The following is a 17184-nucleotide window of genomic DNA, read 5'->3' as shown; positions in this document are numbered from 1 at the left end:
CTCTTTTCGCCTGCCACCGTCATGCTGCGGTGCGCGGCTTAAGTGATCCCTAATCCGTGGTGGCCGGGCCGCCGAACCACGCCGCGCGGGCCTCGGCGAGACCGTCGTCGCCGTCCCCGCCGCGCGTCGCCCAGCAGACGCGGCCGTCGGGCCGGAGCAGCAGCGCCTCGGCGTCGACGCCGGGAAGCGGCTTGGACCGGACCAGGGCCACCCGGTCGGTCCAGCCGGTGAGGTCGAACCGGGTGTCGGGGCCGTCGCCCATGTCGAGCAGCACGCCCCGGCCGGACGCCCACGCCGCGGCCAGGTCGGGGACGGACCGGGCGGCGGCCGCGATCCCCGGGATCCGGCGGCCGAGCAGCGGGTGGGCGGAGCCGTCGTCGGTGAACCGGTACCGGGTGTCGGTGCCGCCGACCATCGTGACCAGGTACTCGTTGACGTCGGGGAACGTCACGAGCTCGGCGAAGACCTCGCGGAGCTCGGTCAGCGGATGCAGCAGCGCCACCTGCGCGCGCGTCGTGCGGCAGGCCCGTTCCCCGACGGGGCGGCGCTCGGTCGCGTAGGTGTCGAGCAGCCCGGCGGGGGCCTGCCCGGCGAGGTCGGCGGCGAGTTTCCAGCCGAGGTTCACCGCGTCGTCCAGGCCGGTGCTGAGGGCCTGGCCGCCGAGGGGGAAGTGGACGTGCGCGGCGTCTCCCGCCAGGAACACCCGGCCCGCGCGGTAGCGTTCGGCGAGCCGCGTCTCGTTGGACCAGCGGGCCGACCAGAGCGGTTCGCCGCCGGTGAACGCGACGTCCGCGACGCGGCGGACGCAGTCGCGGACCTCGTCGGGCGAGGGGGCGCCGTCCCGGCTCGGGGGTTCGACGCCGAACAGGGCCGTCAGCACCCGGACGGTCCCGGGCGCGACGGGGCTCACCGCGAACAGCCCGGCGGGGTGCTCCTTCGCGCCGAGGTGCTGGTTGAGGACGTGGTCGGGGTCGATCCGGAGGTCGGCGACGATCCCGTGGAACGGCTCCTCGTGTCCGGGGAAGCCGATGCCCGCCGCCCGGCGGACCGCGCTGCGCGCGCCGTCGCAGCCGACCAGGTACCGGCCGCGCGTCGTGCGCTCGCCGTCCGGGCCGTCGGTCCGGACCTCGACGGAGTCCGCGTCCTGGGCCAGGTCGCGGACGCGGTGGCCGAAGCGCAGGTCCGCGCCCAGCGCCCGGGCGCGTTCGGCGAGGTGGTGGATCAGCCGGGTGTGGGGCAGCGAGAAGTTGTACGGGTGGCGGTCGGCGAGCCGCCCGGGATCGAGCCAGACGTGCGCGAAGTGGGCCATCGGGAACTCGAAGCCGTCGGGACGGCAGTCGTCCATCAGCCCGCGCATCTCCAGGAGCTCGACGACGCCTCCGTTGACGGCCACGCCGGGCGCGTGCCCGGGCGGCGCGGCGCGGCCCTCCAGGACGACGACCTCCGTTCCGGCCAGCCGGAGTTCGCAGGCGAGCATGAGCCCGACGGGGCCGGCGCCGACGATGATGACGTCATGGGGCATGGGGGTTTCCTCCGGGGCGGTGGTCGGTGGCCGCCGGGTCGATGGACGCGGCGAGCCGGGCGGGGGTGGGATGGTCGAAGACCTGGCCCGGTGACACGTCGAGGCCCGCCGCGCGCATCCGGGTGCTCAGTTCGAGCGCGGCGAACGACGACAGGCCGAGGGCGAGCAGGTCGGCGTCCGGGTCGAGGCCGTCGGCCGGGTCGACGCCCAGGACGTCCGCGGCCTGGACGCGCACGGCCTCCAGCAGGATCGCGGCGCGTTCGTCCGGGCCCGCGTCCGCGAGCCGGTCGAGGAGCGTCCGCGCGGCGTGGGCGGCCGGGGGAGCGGCCGCGTCCCGGAACTCGGGCAGTTCGCCGCAGACCCGGTCGGACCGGAGCCGTGGGGCGGTCCGCGGCGTGAGGTCGGCGACCGCCACGGCCGCGACGTCGGCGTGGGACGCGAACGCGAGCGCCTCGACGGCGGCGGCCGGTGGCAGCGGCCCGAACGTGAGCGCCAGCGCGGGTCCGCCGCGTTCCCGGCGTCGCCGGGCGAGCGCCTCCATGCACAGGTGGGCGGACACCGGGTCGCCGCCGAACGTCCCCGTCTCCGCGCACAGCACGAACGCGGACAGGTCGAGGTGCGCCGTGACCTCGTCGACCACGGCGATCGCGGCGGTCGCGGCGGCGGCGTCGAGGGCGCCGTCGACGACGTGCACCACGGCCGTGGGGGGCCGCTCGGCGACCAGGCGGGTGAGCGCGTCGCGGTCGGCGGGGTCGCGGGAGGCGACCGTCACGTCGGCGCCGTGCTCGGCCAGCCAGCGGGCGGCGTGCCCGCCCAGCCCGGTGGCGCCTCCGGTGACCAGGACCGCGCCCTCGGGCCGCCAGGGGGCCTCGGGGCCGTCGCCGGGCGGGGCGACGCGCACCAGGCGCGGGGTGAACAGGCCCGGTCCGCGCAGCGCCAGGTGCGTGTCGGCGGGGTCGCCGTGGAGGAGCGCGGTGAGCCGCCGCCGCGTGGGGTCGTCCCACCCGTGCGGCAGGTCGACCAGCCTGATCCGGCGGCGGGGGTGCCGCTCGGCCAGGAACCTGCCGAGAGCCCAGAAAGCCGCCTGCTCCGGCGCGGCGGGCGGGTCGAGCCGCCCGGCCGCCACCGCGCCGCGGGTCAGTACCCAGAGCGGGGCGTCCACCCCGGCCCGGTCCAGCGCGCCCGGCAGGGCGGCGGTGGGGGCCCCGTCGGCGAGGGCCAGCAGCGACACCACCCCGCCGACGGTGTTCCCGGCGCGCACGAGCGCGGCGAGCCCGTCCTCGTCGGTCACGGACGCCGGGACGACGATCCGGTCGGCGGCGTCGCCGACCGCGTCGACCACCTGCCGCACCGGGTCGCCGCCGTGCTCGGGGACCAGCAGGAGCGGGCGCCGGGACGGCCGCGCGGCGGGGACGTCGGCGACGGGCCGCCACACCGTCCGGTGGTGCCGGCGCGCCCGCCGCCGGTGGTCGGCCAGCACGGGCACGAGTTCGGCGAGGGCGGCGCGCTGCGGGGCCGACAGCCCGAGCGCGTCGGCCAGCGGCCCGGCGTCCTGGTCGTCGACGGCCGCCCAGAACCGGCTCTCCAGGGGCGAACGCTCTCCCGGGCCGCCGTCGGTGTCGGGGTCGAGCCAGTAGGCGCGACGCTGGAACGGGTAGTTCGGCAGCGCGACGCGGGCGGCGCCGGTGCCCTCGAACCCGGCGGCCCAGTCGACCGGGTGGCCCGCCGCGTGCGCCCTGGCCAGCGCCAGGAGCGCGGTCTGCGGCTCGGGGCGCCGGGCGTTCATCAGGGGCGCGAGGGTCGGCGGCCGTCCGCCGTCGTCCTCGTCGCGCAGGCACTCCCGTGCCATCGCGGTGAGGACGGAGTCGGGGCCGACCTCCAGCAGGCAGGCCGCTCCGGCGGCGCGGAGGGCGCGGACGCCGTCGGCGAACCGCACCGGCCGCCGGACGTGCTCCACCCAGTAGCCGGGGGAGCACAGGTCGGCCGGGTCCGCGAGCTTGCCGGTGAGGTTGGACACCAGGGCGATCGAGGGCTCGGCGAACCGCACCCGCTCGGCGGTCTCGCGGAACCCGTCCAGGACGTCGTCCATGTGGGGGGAGTGGAAGGCGTGGCTGACGGCGAGCCGCCGGACCCGGCGGCCCCGGTCCCGCCAGTGGGCGGCGACGGCCTCGGCGGCGTCGGCGTCGCCGGAGACCACGGTGGCGCGGGGTCCGTTCACCGCCGCGACCGTGAGCCGGCCGGCGTGCCCGGCGAGCGTCTCCATCACCTCCGTCTCAGCCGCCTCGATGGAGATCATGGCGCCGTCGGGGCGGGCCCGCTGCATGGCCCTGGCCCGCGCGGCGACCAGCGCGGCGGCGTCCGCGAGGTCGAGCACCCCGGCGACGTGCGCGGCGACCAGCTCGCCCACCGAGTGCCCGAGAACGATGTCCGGCCGCACGCCCCAGTGGTCGAGCAACCGGACCAGCGCCGTCTCCACCGCGAAGATCGCGGGCTGGGCGTACTGCGTCCGGTGCAGCAGCTCGGCGTCCGGCTCGCCCTTCGCCGCCGACAGCAGGGGCCGCAGCGGCCGGTCGAGGTGCCGGTCGAACTCGGCGCACACCGCCGCCAGGGCGTCGGCGAACACCGGCTGCGCCGCGGCGAGCGCGCGGCCCATGCCCGCCCGCTGGCTGCCCTGGCCGGTGAACAGGAACGCCACGCCGCCCGGCCCGGGCGCGGCCTCGTCCACGACCACCTGGCCGGGCAGCAGGTCGTTTCCGGCCAGCGCGTCCAGGTTCCGGACGAGTTCGGCGCGGCCCGACCCGACGACCACGGCGCGGTGCGGCATGGCGGTCCGCGTGGTGGCCAGGGAGTACGCCACGTCGAGGGGGCGCGGGGCGGGGTCGGCGTCGAGCAGCGCGGACAGGTCGCGCGCCGCGTCCCGCAACGCGCCCTCGTCGCGGGCGGAGACCAGCAGGGCGACGGGCCGGTCCGGGGCGGGCTCCGGCGCCGGCTCCGGCGTCGGCGGGGGCTCCGGCGCCTCCTCCGGCGCCCCTTCCAGGATGACGTGGGCGTTGGTGCCGCTGACGCCGAACGAGGACACGGCCGCGCGGCGCGGGGAGTCCGGCCAGGGGCGGGCCCCGGTGAGCAGCGCGACGTTCCCGGCCGTCCAGTCGACGTGCGGGGACGGCTCGTCCGCGTGCAGCGTCGCGGGCAGCACGCCGTTGCGGATGGCCTCCACCATCTTGATCACTCCGGCGACCCCGGCGGCGCCCTGGGTGTGCCCGATGTTGGACTTGACGGAGCCGATCCACAGTGGCCGGTCGGCGGGCCGGTCCTGCCCGTAGGCGGCGATGAGCGCCTGGGCCTCGATGGGGTCGCCGAGGACGGTGCCGGTGCCGTGCGCCTCCACCACGTGGACGTCGCCCGGCCGGAGCTCCGCGTCGGCGAGGGCCTGGCGGATCACGCGCTGCTGGGACGGGCCGTTGGGGGCGGTGAGGCCGTTGGAGGCGCCGTCCTGGTTGACGGCCGATCCGCGCAGCACCGCCAGTACCGGGTGGCCGTTGCGCCGCGCGTCGGAGAGGCGTTCGAGCAGCAGCAGCCCGACGCCCTCGCTCCACCCGGTGCCGTCGGCGGCGGCGGAGAACGACTTGCAGCGCCCGTCGGGGGCCAGCCCGCGCTGCCTGCTGAAGTCCACGAACACGCCGGGGGTGGCCAGGACGGTCACGCCGCCGGCCAGCGCGAGCTCGCAGTCCCCGGCGCGCAGCGCCCGCGCCGCCAGGTGCATCGCGACCAGCGACGACGAGCAGGCGGTGTCGATGGTGACGGCGGGGCCTTCGAGCCCGAAGGTGTAGGCGATCCGCCCGGACGCGACGCTGGTGGCGCTTCCGGTGCCGAGGTATCCCTCGAACCCCTTCGGCGTGTGCTGCATGAGCCGCGCCCCGTAGTCGTCGTACATGACGCCGGTGAAGACGCCGGTGCGGCTGCCGCGCAGCGTCTCGGGGTCGAGCCCGGCGTTCTCGAACGTCTCCCAGCTCGTCTCCAGCAGCAGGCGTTGCTGCGGGTCCATCGCCAGCGCCTCGCGCGGGCTGATCCCGAAGAAGCCGGGGTCGAACTCGGCCGCGTCGTACAGGAAGCCGCCCTCGCGGGTGTAGCAGGTGCCCTCCCGCTCGGGATCGGGGTCGTAGAGAGCGTCGAGGTCCCAGCCCCGGTCCGCCGGGAAGTGCGAGATCGCGTCGACGCCCTCCGCGACGAGCCGCCACAGGTCCCGCGGCGACCGGACGTTCCCCGGGTACCGGCAGCCCATCGCGACGATCGCGATCGGCTCCCGCTGGGCGGCCTCCAGGTCGGCGAGCCGCCGGCGGGTCTCCTTCAGCTCCGCCGTCGTCCACCGGAGGTACTCGGTGAGCTTGTCTTCCTTCTCCATGCGGGGCAGTCCTCCCGGAACGGCGGTCAGGCGGGCGGCGGTACGGGCGGCGGTCCGGCCGCGGCCGGACGGTGTCGGGTCATCGCTGGTCGGTCCCGGACAGGCCGAGCTCCTCGTCGAGCACCTCGAACAGCTCGTCGTCGCTGACCGACGCCAGGTCGTCGTCGACGGGCGCGTCCCGTTCCGCCCGCGACTCGGTGACCCGCAGCAGCAGCGCCCGCAGCCGGGCCTCGAACCGGTCCCGGCCCGCGTCGTCCAGGTCGGCGTCGGCCACCGCCGCCTCCAGCCGTTCCAGCTCGGCCTGGAGGGGGGTGGCGCCGTCCGCGCCGTCGCCGAACCGCTCGTTGAGATGCTCGGCGATCGCGATGACGGTGGGGTGGTCGAAGACCAGCGTGGTCGCGAGCCGGACGCCGGTCGCGGCCGCCAGCCGGTTGCGCAGCATGACGGCGGTGAGGGAGTCGAAACCGAGGTCCTTGAGCGCCTGCCCGGGCGCGACGTCGGCGGCGGACCCGTGCCCCAGGGTGGCCGCGACGTGCGCGCGGACCACGTCGAGCAGCACCTGCCCGCGCCGCTGCGCGTCCAGTCCGCGCAGCCGCTCGGTCAGCGCCGCGCCCTCCGCACCGGCCTGCCGCAGCCGGGCGGGGGCGAGCCGTTCGAAGAGCACCGGCAGCGTGCCGTCCTGCGCGTGCCGCCGGATCGCGCCCCGGTCGGTCCGCGCGAGGACGAGGTGGGGGTCGCGGGCGTCGTGGAACGCGGCGTCGAAGAGGTCGAGCGCTTCGGGAGCCGACAGCGGCCGGAACCCGGTGGCGGAGAGCCGGTCGAGGTCGCCCTCGTTCAGGTTTCCGGTCATCTCGCTGGTGTCGGTCCACAGTCCCCAGGCGAGGCTGGTGGCGGGGAGGGTGTGGGTGTGGCGGTGGTGGGCGAGGGCGTCGAGGTAGGCGTTGGCGGCGGCGTAGTTGGCTTGTCCTGGGGTGCCCAGGGTTGCGGCGGCGGAGGAGAACAGCACGAACGCGGTCAGCGGTAGGTCGCGGGTGAGCTCGTGCAGGTGCCAGGCCGCGTCCACCTTCGGCCGGAGAACGCGGTGCAGCCGCTGCGGGGTGAGGTTGGTGAGGACGGCGTCGTCGAGGACCCCGGCGGTGTGGACGACGGCGGTGAGGGGGTGCTCGGCGGGGATGGCGGCGAGCAGGGCGGCCAGGTCGTCGCGGTCGCTGACGTCGCAGGCGGCGACGGTGACCTCGGCGCCCGCGCCGGTCAGCTCGGCGCGCAGTTCCTGCGCGCCCGGCGCGTCGGGGCCGCGCCGGCTGACGAGCAGGAGACGGCCCGCCCCGTACCGGGTGACGAGGTGGCGGGCGACGTGCGCGGCGAGGGTGCCGGTGCCGCCGGTGACCAGGACGGTCCCCTCGGGATCGAGGGCGGGTGCGTCACCGTCGGCCCCGGCGGTGGGCGTGAGGCGGGGGACCAGGCACACGCCGTCGCGGAGGGCGAGCTGCGGCTCACCGGTGCCGAGGGCCGCGTCGACGGCCCGGTCCGAGGAGCCGGTGCCGTCGTGGTCGAGCAGGACGAGCCGGTCGGGGTGCTCGTTCTGGGCGGACCGCACCAGGCCCCAGACGGCGGCGGCCGGAAGATCGGCGACCGGGTCGCCGGGACCGGTGGAGACGGCGCGCCGGGTCAGCACGACCAGCCGCGAGTCGGCGAACCGGTCCTGCTCCAACCACTGTTGGATCATCCGCAGCACCCGTTCGGCGGTGGCGTGCGCGGCCGCCGGACCGGACCCGTCGCTCGGCGGGACCGCCAGGGTGAGCACGCCGGGCACGCCCGTGCCGGCCGGAGCGGCCAGCAGGTCGGCGAGGTCGCCGCGCGGCGCGCCGACGACCCGCACGGGGGACAGCGGCGTCCACTCCAGCGCCAGCGGGGAGTGGAGCGGCCCGCCCGGCGCGGACGTGAGGTCCTCCTCGCGGAGCGGCCGGGAGACGACCGCGCCGATCGTGAGCAGGGGCGTGCCCGCGCCGTCCAGCAGCGCGACGGACACGGAGCCGTCCTCCCCGGCGGAACACCGGACAGTGGCCTCGACGGCGCCGGTCGCGTGCGACCGGACGTCGGCGAACCGGACGGGGAACGGGGTCTCCGCCTCCGCCGACGCCTCCGCCAACGCCCCGTCGAGGGCGGCGGCCAGCAACGCCGGGTGGAACCCGAACCCGTCCGCGCCGACGCCGTCCGGAAGGGCCGTCCGGGTATGGACGGCACCGCCCGCGCCGGTGGCGAACCCGCGCACGCTCCTGTACACGCCGTCGTGCTCGTAGCCCGCCGCGTCGAGCCGCCGGGCCAGCCGTTCGAGACCCGCCCCGCCCGGGGCCTGGACGGCGTTCCCGGCCGTCTCGGCGGCGCCCGCGCCCGCCCCCGCGCCCAGCACTCCGGTGGCGCGCCGGGACCATTCACCGTCCGACCGCGTGTGAACGCCGACCGTGTGCCTCCCGGCGTCGTCCGGGCCCGACACCTGCACGCGCAGATCCACCCCGCCGTCCTCCGGCAGCACGATCGGACCGTCCAGGGTCAGTTCCTCAAGATGGTGGAGACCGAGATGCCGCCCGGTGGACAGCACCAGGTCGAGGACCGCGACCGCCGGGAGCACCGCCGTGCCCTGGACCAGGTACCCGGCCAGCCATGGGTGGGTGTCCGTTCCGACGCGACCGGTCGCCGCGAGCCCCCGGCCCTCGGGCAGCTCGACGAGGGCGGCGAGCAGCGGGTGCGCCGACTCCTCCAGCCCCGCTGAAGCGACGTCGTCGACACCCGCCCCGGTCGTGGCCTCCAACCAATAGCGCTGGTGTTGGAAGGCGTAGGTGGGCAGTGGGGTGTGTGGGTTGGTGGGGTGGAGGGGGTTGGTGGTGATGCCGTGGGTGTGGGCGGTGGCCAGGGCGTGGAGGAGTTGGGTGGGGGTGCCGTGGTTGCGGCGCAGGGTGCCGATGGCGATGGCGTCGGGGTTGTCCTGGATGGCGGTGGTCAGGACGGGGTGGGCGCTGATTTCGATGAAACGGGTGTGTCCGGTGTGCAGCAGGGTGGTGAGGGTGGGGTGGAACTGGACGGTGTTGCGCAGGTTGTCGTACCAGTAGCGGGCGTCGAAGGGGGTGTTGGTCGTGATGTCACTAACGGTGCTGTGGATGGGGATGTCGGGGGTGGTGGGGGTGATGTCGCTCAGGATGTCCAGTAGGTGGTCGTGGAGGGGTTGGACGTGGGGTGAGTGGGAGGCGTAGTCCACCGGGATGGTCTTGGCCCCAGGATGAGCGGCGACCAGGGAGGCCACGGCGTCGGTGTCGCCGGAGACGATGGTGGTGGTGGGGGAGTTGATGGCGGCAATGGAGATGGTGTCGCTGGTGGGGATCTGGTCGGCGGGTAGGGGGATGGCGGCCATCGCGCCGTTGGCTGTCAGGGTGTGGATGGCTTGGGAGCGCAGTGCGACGATCTTGGCGGCGTCGTTCAGGCTGAGGGCTCCGGCGATGTGGGCGGCGGCGATTTCGCCTTGGGAGTGGCCGATGACGGCGTCGGGGTGGACGCCGTGGTGTTGCCAGAGCCGGGCCAGCGACACCATGATCGAAAACAGTGCGGGTTGGACGACATCAACGCGTTCCAGGGCTGTCTCGTCGCCCAGCACGTCAAGCAGTGACCAGCCGGTGTGCGGGCGCAATGCTTCGTCGCAAGCTCGCAGGTGTTCGGCGAACACCGGGGAGGACTCCATCAGTTCCAGGCCCATTCCGGCCCATTGGGAGCCTTGGCCGGGGAACACGAACACCGTCTTGCCCGCCGTCGCGGTTCCCTCGACGAGCCGGTTGTGGGGGAGACCGGCGGCCAGTGCGGTCAGGGGCTCGATGAGATCTTTCAGGTCGTCGCCGATGACGGCGGCGCGGTGCGGGAACGCGGTGCGTGTGGCGAGGGTGGCGGCGACCGCCGCCGGGTCCAGGTCGGGGTTGGCTTCCAGGTGTTCCAGCAGGCGTTCGGCCTGATCTCGCAGAGCGGCTTCGGTCCGGGCCGACAGCAGCCATGCCATCGGGCCGGTGTGCTTTTCCCGCTCTGCGGGCTCCGGGTCCGGCTCGGGGGCTTGTTCCAGGATGACGTGGGCGTTGGTGCCGCTGACGCCGAACGAGGAGACGGCGGCGCGGCGGGACGGGCCCGGCCAGGGCTGGGCCTCGGTGAGCAGGGCCACCCTGCCCTCGTCCCAGTCCACGTGCGGGGTCGGCTCGTCCACGTGCAGGGTGCACGGCAGCACTCCGTGCCGCATGGCCTGCACCATCTTGATGACTCCGGCGACTCCGGCGGCGGCCTGGGTGTGGCCGATGTTGGATTTGATGGAGCCGAGCCACAACGGCCGGTCGCGGTCCTGCCCGTACGTGGCGATGACGGCCTGCGCCTCGATGGGGTCGCCGAGCGGGGTTCCGGTGCCGTGCGCTTCGACCGCGTCCACCTCGGAGGGGGTCAGACCGGCGTTGGCCAGCGCCTGCCGGATCACCCGCTGCTGCGAGGGGCCGTTGGGGGCCGTGAGCTGGCTGCTCTGGCCGTCCTGGTTGACGGCCGAGCCCCGCACCACCGCGAGGATCTGGTGGCCGTTGCGCCGGGCGTCCGACAGGCGTTCGACCAGCAGCAGCCCGACACCCTCCCCCCACGAGGTGCCGTCGGCCGCCGCGGCGAACGACTTGCAGCGCGCGTCGGGGGCGAGGCCGCGCTGTCGGCTGAAGCCGGTGAACGCGATCGGGGTGGCCATCACGGTGACGCCGCCCGCCAGCGCCAGGTCGCATTCGCCGTTGCGGAGCGCCTGGACGGCCAGGTGCAGCGCGACCAGCGACGACGAGCAGGCGGTGTCCAGGGAGACCGCGGGGCCCTCGAAACCGTAGACGTAGGAGATCCGTCCCGATGCGACGCTGCCCGCGCTGCCGGTGACCACCTGGTCCTCCAGGCCCTCCGGCATCCGGCGCAGCCGCGTCGCGTAGTCGCCGTACATCACGCCCGTGAAGACGCCGGTGCGGCTGCCGCGCAGCGTCTCGGGGTCGAGCCCGGCGTTCTCGAACGTCTCCCAGGCGGTCTCCAGCAGCAGGCGTTGCTGCGGGTCCATCGCCAGCGCCTCGCGGGGGCTGATCCCGAAGAAGCCGGGATCGAAGTCGGCCGCGTCGTGCAGGAAGCCGCCCTCGCGCACATACGACTTGCCCTGCGCGTCCGGGTCGGGGTCGTAGAGGTCGTCGAGCGTCCAGCCGCGGTCGGCGGGGAACCCGGTGATCGCGTCCCGGCCCTCGGTGACCAGCCGCCACAGGTCGTCGGGCGACCGCACGTCCCCGGGGTAGCGGCAGGCCATGCCCACGATCGCGACGGGCTCGGTCGCGGCCTCGGCCCGCTGCTGGAGCCGCCGCCGCAGCCGCTTGTTCTCCAGCAGCGACGTGCGCAGCGCTTCGACGACCTTCTCGTCGGGCGTGTCCATTCGTCCCCCTCGGTTCGGGTCGGTCACGAGTCGGTGTCGGAGAGAGCGATGCGGACGAGGTCCTCGACGTCGGCGTCGAGCAGGTCCGGGTCGTCCTCGTCCCGGTCGCGGGCGGTGTCGGCGGCGCCGCCGGCGAGGGCGAGGACGGCCTCCAGCAGGCCCGCCGCCCGCAGCCGTTCCGGCGGGACGGAGGCGATGGCCTCGCGGATCGCCGCGTCCGGGTCCTCGGCCGGGGCGAGCAGTTCGCGTAGGCGCGCGGCGAGCCTGCGGGGCGTCGGGTAGTCGAACAGGGTGGTGGCGGGCAGCCTCCGTCCGGCGGCGTCGCTGAGCCGGTTGCGCAGCTCGATCGCGGTGAGGGAGTCGAGGCCGAGTTCCAGGAAGCCGCGGTCCGGCTCGACCGCGTCCGGTCCGGCGTGCCCCAGGGTGACCGCGATCTCGGTGCGGATGACCGCCAGGAGCAGGTCGAACTGTTCGGTCTCGGTGCGTCCGGCGAGGCGTTCCGTCAGTGGCGCGCGTTCCCGGACGGTCTCGTTCCGCCGGGGGACGGCGCCGACCAGTTCGCGCAGGATCGCGGGCGGTCCGCCGGGTCCGGCCTGCGCGCGCAGCGACGGCAGGTCGAGCCGGGCCAGCGTCGTCGTGGCGCGGTCGCCGCCCAGGGCCGAGTCGAACAGCGCCAGCGCGTCGTCGCCGTCGAGGGGCAGGATCCCGCCCCGGCCGATGCGGGCCCGGTCGGCGGCCGAGAGGCGTGCGCTCATCGCGCCGTCCGCCGCCCACAGTCCCCAGGCGAGGGAGACGGCGGGCAGCCCGTGGGCGCACCGGTGCTCGGCCAGCGCGTCGAGGAAGGCGTTGGCCGCCGCGTAGTTCGCCTGGCCCGCCGCGCCGAGCACCCCGGCGGCGGAGGAGAACAGCACGAAGTGCGCGAGGTCCAGTTCGGCGGTGAGCTCGTGCAGGTGCCAGGCGGCGTCGGCCTTCGGCCGCAGGACGGTGTCGAGCCGGTCGGCGGTGAGGCCGGGGACCGTGGCGTCGTCCAGCACGCCCGCCGTGTGGACCACGGCGGTGAGGGGGTGCTCCCCGGGGACGGACGCGAGCAGGTCCGCCAGCGCGGCGCGGTCGGACACGTCGCACGCGGCGATGGTGACGTGGGCGCCGAGCCGGGTCAGCTCGTCGAGCAGGGTGCCCGCGCCGGGCGCGGCGGGGCCGCCGCGGCTGGTGAGCAGCAGGCGCCGGACGCCGTGCCGGGTGACCAGGTGCCGGGCGACCAGCGCGCCGAGCGTGCCGGTGCCGCCGGTGACCAGCACCGTCCCGGTCGGCGGGAACGGGGCGGCGCCGTCCTCGCCGGTGAGGCGGGTGAGGCGCGCGGCGTGGACGCGGCCGTCGCGCAGCGCCAGGACCGGTTCGTCCGAGCCGAGCGCGGCGGGCAGGGCCCGGGCGGACGCCTCGGTGCCGTCGGTGTCGACCAGGACGATCCGGCCGGGGTTCTCGGTCTGGGCCGAGCGCACCAGCCCGCCGATCGCGGCCCCCGCCAGGTCCTCGACCGTGTCGCCGTCCACGGCGGCCACCGCCGAGCGGGTCAGGACGCCGAGCCGGGAACCGGCGAACCGGTCGTCGGCGAGGAACCTCTGGACGGCCGCCAGGACGAGCCGCGTCGCCGCGCGGGTCCGTCCGGCGGCGTCGCGGGACTCCGCGTGGAGCGCGGCGCAGTCCAGCAGCAGCACGTCGGGCGTGGGCGCGCCGGTCGGGGCGGGCGGCCCGGCGACGTCGTCGAACGCGCCGATCCGGACCTCCGCGCGGTCCCGCGGCGCGGGCCGCGGGATCTCGGGCCAGGCGACCGCGAACCGCGCCCGGAGCCGCCGCTGCCGTCCGGAGCCGAGCTGGTCGGGGGTCAGCCGCCGCACCGACAGCGACTCGACCGCGGCGACCTCCTGCCCGGTCCCGGTGGTCAGCCGCAGCGCGTACCCGGTGCCGGTGGTGGTCAGCCGGACCCGGAGCGGGGTGTCCGGCGCGGCGCCGGGAACGGTGACGCCCGTCCAGGAGAACGGCACCGGCACGCCGTCGGCCCCGTCCGCGTCGGGGTGGGCGAAGGCGACGGAGTGGAGGGCGGAGTCCAGCAGGGCCGGGTGGAGGCGGAAGCCGGACGCCGCCGCCTCGGGCGGCCGGATCTCGGCGAGGATCTCCTCGCCGTTCCGCCAGGCCCGGCGCAGGCCGCGGAAGGCGGGGCCGTAGCCGAGGCCGAGGTCGGCGAGCCGGGCGTAGATCTGCTCGACGTCCTGCGGAGTCGCCCCCGGCGGTGGCCACGCGGCGTCCGCCGGCGCGTCCCCGGTGTCCTCCGCCGTGTCCCCGGTGGGTTCGAGTTCGCCCTCCGCGTGCCCGGTCCAGCCGGCGTCGTCGTCCGGGTGCGCGGGACGGGACCTGATCGTGACGTTCCGGGTGCCGGAACCGCCGGGCGGTCCGACGACGACCTGGACGTGGACCGCGCCGGTCTCGGGGAGGACCAGCGGGGCCGACAGCGTGAGCTCGCCGATCCGGTCGCAGCCGGACCGCCCGCCCGCGTACAGGGCCATGTCGACCAGGGCGCTCGCCGGGACGACCGGGCTGCCGTGCAGGACGTGGTCGGTGAGCCAGGGGTGGGTCTCCGCCGAGATCCGGCCGGTGAACAGGAACCCGCCGTCGGGCAGTTCGGCGCCCGCCCCGAGGAACGGGTGGGTGGTGCCGTCCAGGCCCAGTCCCGAGGGGGTGTCGGCGGCGACCGGCCGGGCGAGCCAGTACCGTTCGCGCCGGAACGGGTAGGTGGGCAGCTCGACCCGGCGCCCGTCCGGGAACATCGCCGCCAGGTCCACCGGCACGCCCCGGACACGGGCGTGCGCCAGCGCGGTGACGACCGACTCCGGTTCGGGGGTGTCCCGGCGGAGCAGCGCGCCGACCAGCGGGCGGCCGTCCCGGTCGGGCAGGCAGTCCGGGGTGAGCGAGGCCAGCGCGTCCGACCCGAGCTCCAGGTAGGCGCGGACCCCCGCCGCGTCCAGGGTCGCGACGCCCGGGGCGAACAGGACCGGCCGCAGCACCTGGTCGACCCAGTACGACGCGGACGCCATGGTGCGCGGCTCGACCACGGCGCCGGTGACCGTCGACACGATCGGGATGGTCGGCTCGGCGAACCGCACCCGCTCGGCGACCTCCCGGAACGCGTCGGTCATCGGCCGCATCAGCGGCGAGTGGAACGCGTGGCTGACCAGCAGCCGCTTGGTGCGGCGCCCGCGGGAGGCCCACTCGTCGACGACCTCCAGCACGGCGACCTCGTCGCCGGACACCACCGTCCCGGCCGGGCCGTTCACCGCCGCGACGCCGACCGTGTCGTCCCGGCCCGCCAGGGACGCGCGCACCTCCTCGGCGCTCGCGCCGATCGCCACCATCGCCCCCCGGTCGGGCAGCTCCTGCATCAGCCGTCCGCGCGCGGCGACCAGCGCGCAGGCGTCCGGCAGCGACAGCACGCCCGCGGCGTGCGCGGCGGCGAACTCGCCGATCGAGTGCCCCATGAGGTAGTCGGGGACGACTCCCCAGCCGCGCAGCAGCCGGTACAGCGCGACCTCCAGCGCGAACAGCGCGGGCTGGGTGTAGCGGGTCTCGTGGAGCAGGTCCTCCTCCGGACTCCCGGCGGGCGCGAACATCAGCTCGCGCAGCGGCCGGTCCAGCAGCCCGTCGAAGTGCGCGCACAGCTCGTCCAGCGCCCGCCGGAAAGCGGGGAACTCCGCGTACAGGCCGCTGCCCATGCCCGGTCGCTGCGACCCCTGGCCGGAGAACAGGAACGCGGTCGCGCCGCCCCTCCCGGCGGTGCCCCGGACCAGGCCGGGCGCGGTGCGCCGCGCCGCGAGCGCGTCGAGCCCGGCCAGCAGGTCGTCCCCGGTCCGCCCGACCACGGCGGCGCCGTGGTCGAGGACCGGCCGCGCGCCGAGCGAACGGGCGATGTCGGCGGGCCGGTGCCCGGGGTGCTCCCGGACGAAGTCGCGGAGCCGTTCGGCCACCGCGCCGAGCGCGTCGTCGGTCCCGGCCGACAGCGTCCAGGCGACGACCGGCCGCGGGTCCGGCCCGTCCTGGTCGCGCGGCGGGGCCTCCGGGGCGTCCGCCGCCTCGATGACGACGTGGGCGTTGGTGCCGCTGATGCCGAAGGCCGACACCGCCGCGCGGCGCGGCCCGTCGCGCTCCGGCCACTCCCGCGCCTCGGCCAGCAGCGCGACGTTCCCCTCCGCCCAGTCCACGTGCGGGGAGGGGCTGTCGACGTGCAGGGTGCGGGGCAGGCGCCCGTGCCGGAGCGCCTGGACGGTCTTGATGACGCCCGCGACCCCGGCCGCCGCCTGGGCGTGCCCGATGTTGGACTTGACGGAGCCGATCCACAGTGGCCGGTCGGCGGGCCGGTCCTGCCCGTAGGCGGCGATGAGCGCCTGGGCCTCGATGGGGTCGCCGAGCGGGGTCCCGGTGCCGTGCGCCTCGACCGCGTCCACGTCGGCCGGGGTCAGCCCCGCGTCGGCGAGGGCCTGGCGGATCACGCGCTGCTGGGACGGGCCGTTGGGGGCGGTGAGGCCGTTGGAGGCGCCGTCCTGGTTGACGGCCGACCCGCGCAGCACCGCCAGTACCGGGTGGCCGTTGCGCCGCGCGTCGGAGAGGCGTTCGACCAGCAACAGGCCGACGCCCTCGCCCCAGGCGACGCCGTCGGCCCCCTCGGCGAACGGCTTGCAGCGCCCGTCGGGGGCCAGCCCGCGCTGCCTGCTGAACTCGACGAACGGGGCCGGGGTCGCCATCACCGTCACGCCGCCGGCCAGCGCCAGGTCGCATTCGCCGGCCCGCAGCGCCCGCGCCGCCAGGTGCAGTGCGACCAGCGACGACGAGCAGGCGGTGTCCACGGTGATGGCGGGTCCCTCCAGCCCGAACGTGTAGGCGACGCGGCCGGAGGCGACGCTCCCGGCGCTGCCGGTCCCGAGATGGCCCTCGTACTCGCCGGGGGAGGCGTTCAGGAGACGGCCACCGTAGTCGCCGTACATGACGCCGGTGAACACGCCGGTGCGGCTGCCGCGCAGCGACCGGGGATCGATCCCGGCGCGTTCGAACGCCTCCCAGCCCGTTTCGAGCAGCAACCGCTGCTGGGGGTCGGTGGCCATCGCGTCACGCGGACTCATGCCGAAGAAGCCGGGGTCGAACTCGGCCGCGTCGTACAGGAAGCCGCCCTCGCGGGTGTAGGACTTCCCGGTCCGTTCGGGCGAGGGGTCGTAGAGGTCGGCGACGTTCCAGCCGCGGTCGGCGGGGAACGGGCCGATCGCGTCGACCTCGTCGGACACGAGCCGCCACAGGTCCTCGGGGGAGCGCACCCCGCCCGGGAACCGGCAGGCCATCGCGACGATCGCGATCGGGTCGTCGTCCGTCCCCGTCCCCGTCCGGGGCCCGGCCGGGGCGGGGGCCTGCCGCTCCGAGCCCGGCAGCAGCCCGGCGAGGTGCTCGGCGAGCGCCTGCGGGCTCGGGTAGTCGAACACGAGCGTGGCCGACAGCCGCAGGCCCGTCTCCGCCGACAGCCGGTTGCGGAGGTCGACGGCGGTCAGCGAGTCGAACCCCAGCTCGGTGAAGCCGCGGTCGGCGGCGACGCCGTCGGCGTCGTCGTGGCCGAGGACGGCGGCGGCGTGCTCCCGCACCAGCTCCAGCATCACCCGGTGCCGCCGCGGCCCGGTGAGCCCGGCCAGGCGCCGTGCCGGCGGGGCGTGCCCGGACGGGCGGTGCGACGGCGCGGCGGCCAGCCCGGACAGCACCGCCGGCAGGGTCCCC

At 76.2% G+C, this 17184-nt stretch carries 4 protein-coding genes; all 4 read right to left on the bottom strand.

Annotated features, from left to right (window positions below; genetic code table 11):
• Positions 1-49 precede the first annotated feature (49 nt).
• Positions 50-1522: an FAD-dependent monooxygenase gene (locus AKI01S_RS31405; protein ID WP_067825840.1), complete on the bottom strand. Its 1473-nt coding sequence runs from the start codon at positions 1520-1522 to the stop codon at positions 50-52.
• Positions 1512-5924, bottom strand: a complete 4413-nt coding sequence (locus AKI01S_RS52555) for a type I polyketide synthase (protein ID WP_067825838.1) — start codon at positions 5922-5924, stop codon at positions 1512-1514. The genes AKI01S_RS31405 and AKI01S_RS52555 overlap by 11 nt, the downstream gene beginning before the upstream one ends.
• A gap of 79 nt (positions 5925-6003) precedes the next feature.
• On the bottom strand, positions 6004-11382 hold the full coding sequence (locus tag AKI01S_RS31395) for a type I polyketide synthase (protein ID WP_067825836.1): 5379 nt from the start codon (positions 11380-11382) through the stop codon (positions 6004-6006).
• Between the two features lie 23 nt (positions 11383-11405).
• Positions 11406-17168 (bottom strand): type I polyketide synthase, encoded by a 5763-nt coding sequence (locus tag AKI01S_RS31390; protein ID WP_157420276.1) that lies wholly within the window; start codon positions 17166-17168, stop codon positions 11406-11408.
• Positions 17169-17184 lie beyond the last annotated feature (16 nt).

It is taken from the genome of Actinomadura kijaniata NBRC 14229 (assembly GCF_001552175.1).
Taxonomy (GTDB): domain Bacteria; phylum Actinomycetota; class Actinomycetes; order Streptosporangiales; family Streptosporangiaceae; genus Spirillospora; species Spirillospora kijaniata.
This window is presented reverse-complemented; position numbering and strand designations above follow the sequence as displayed.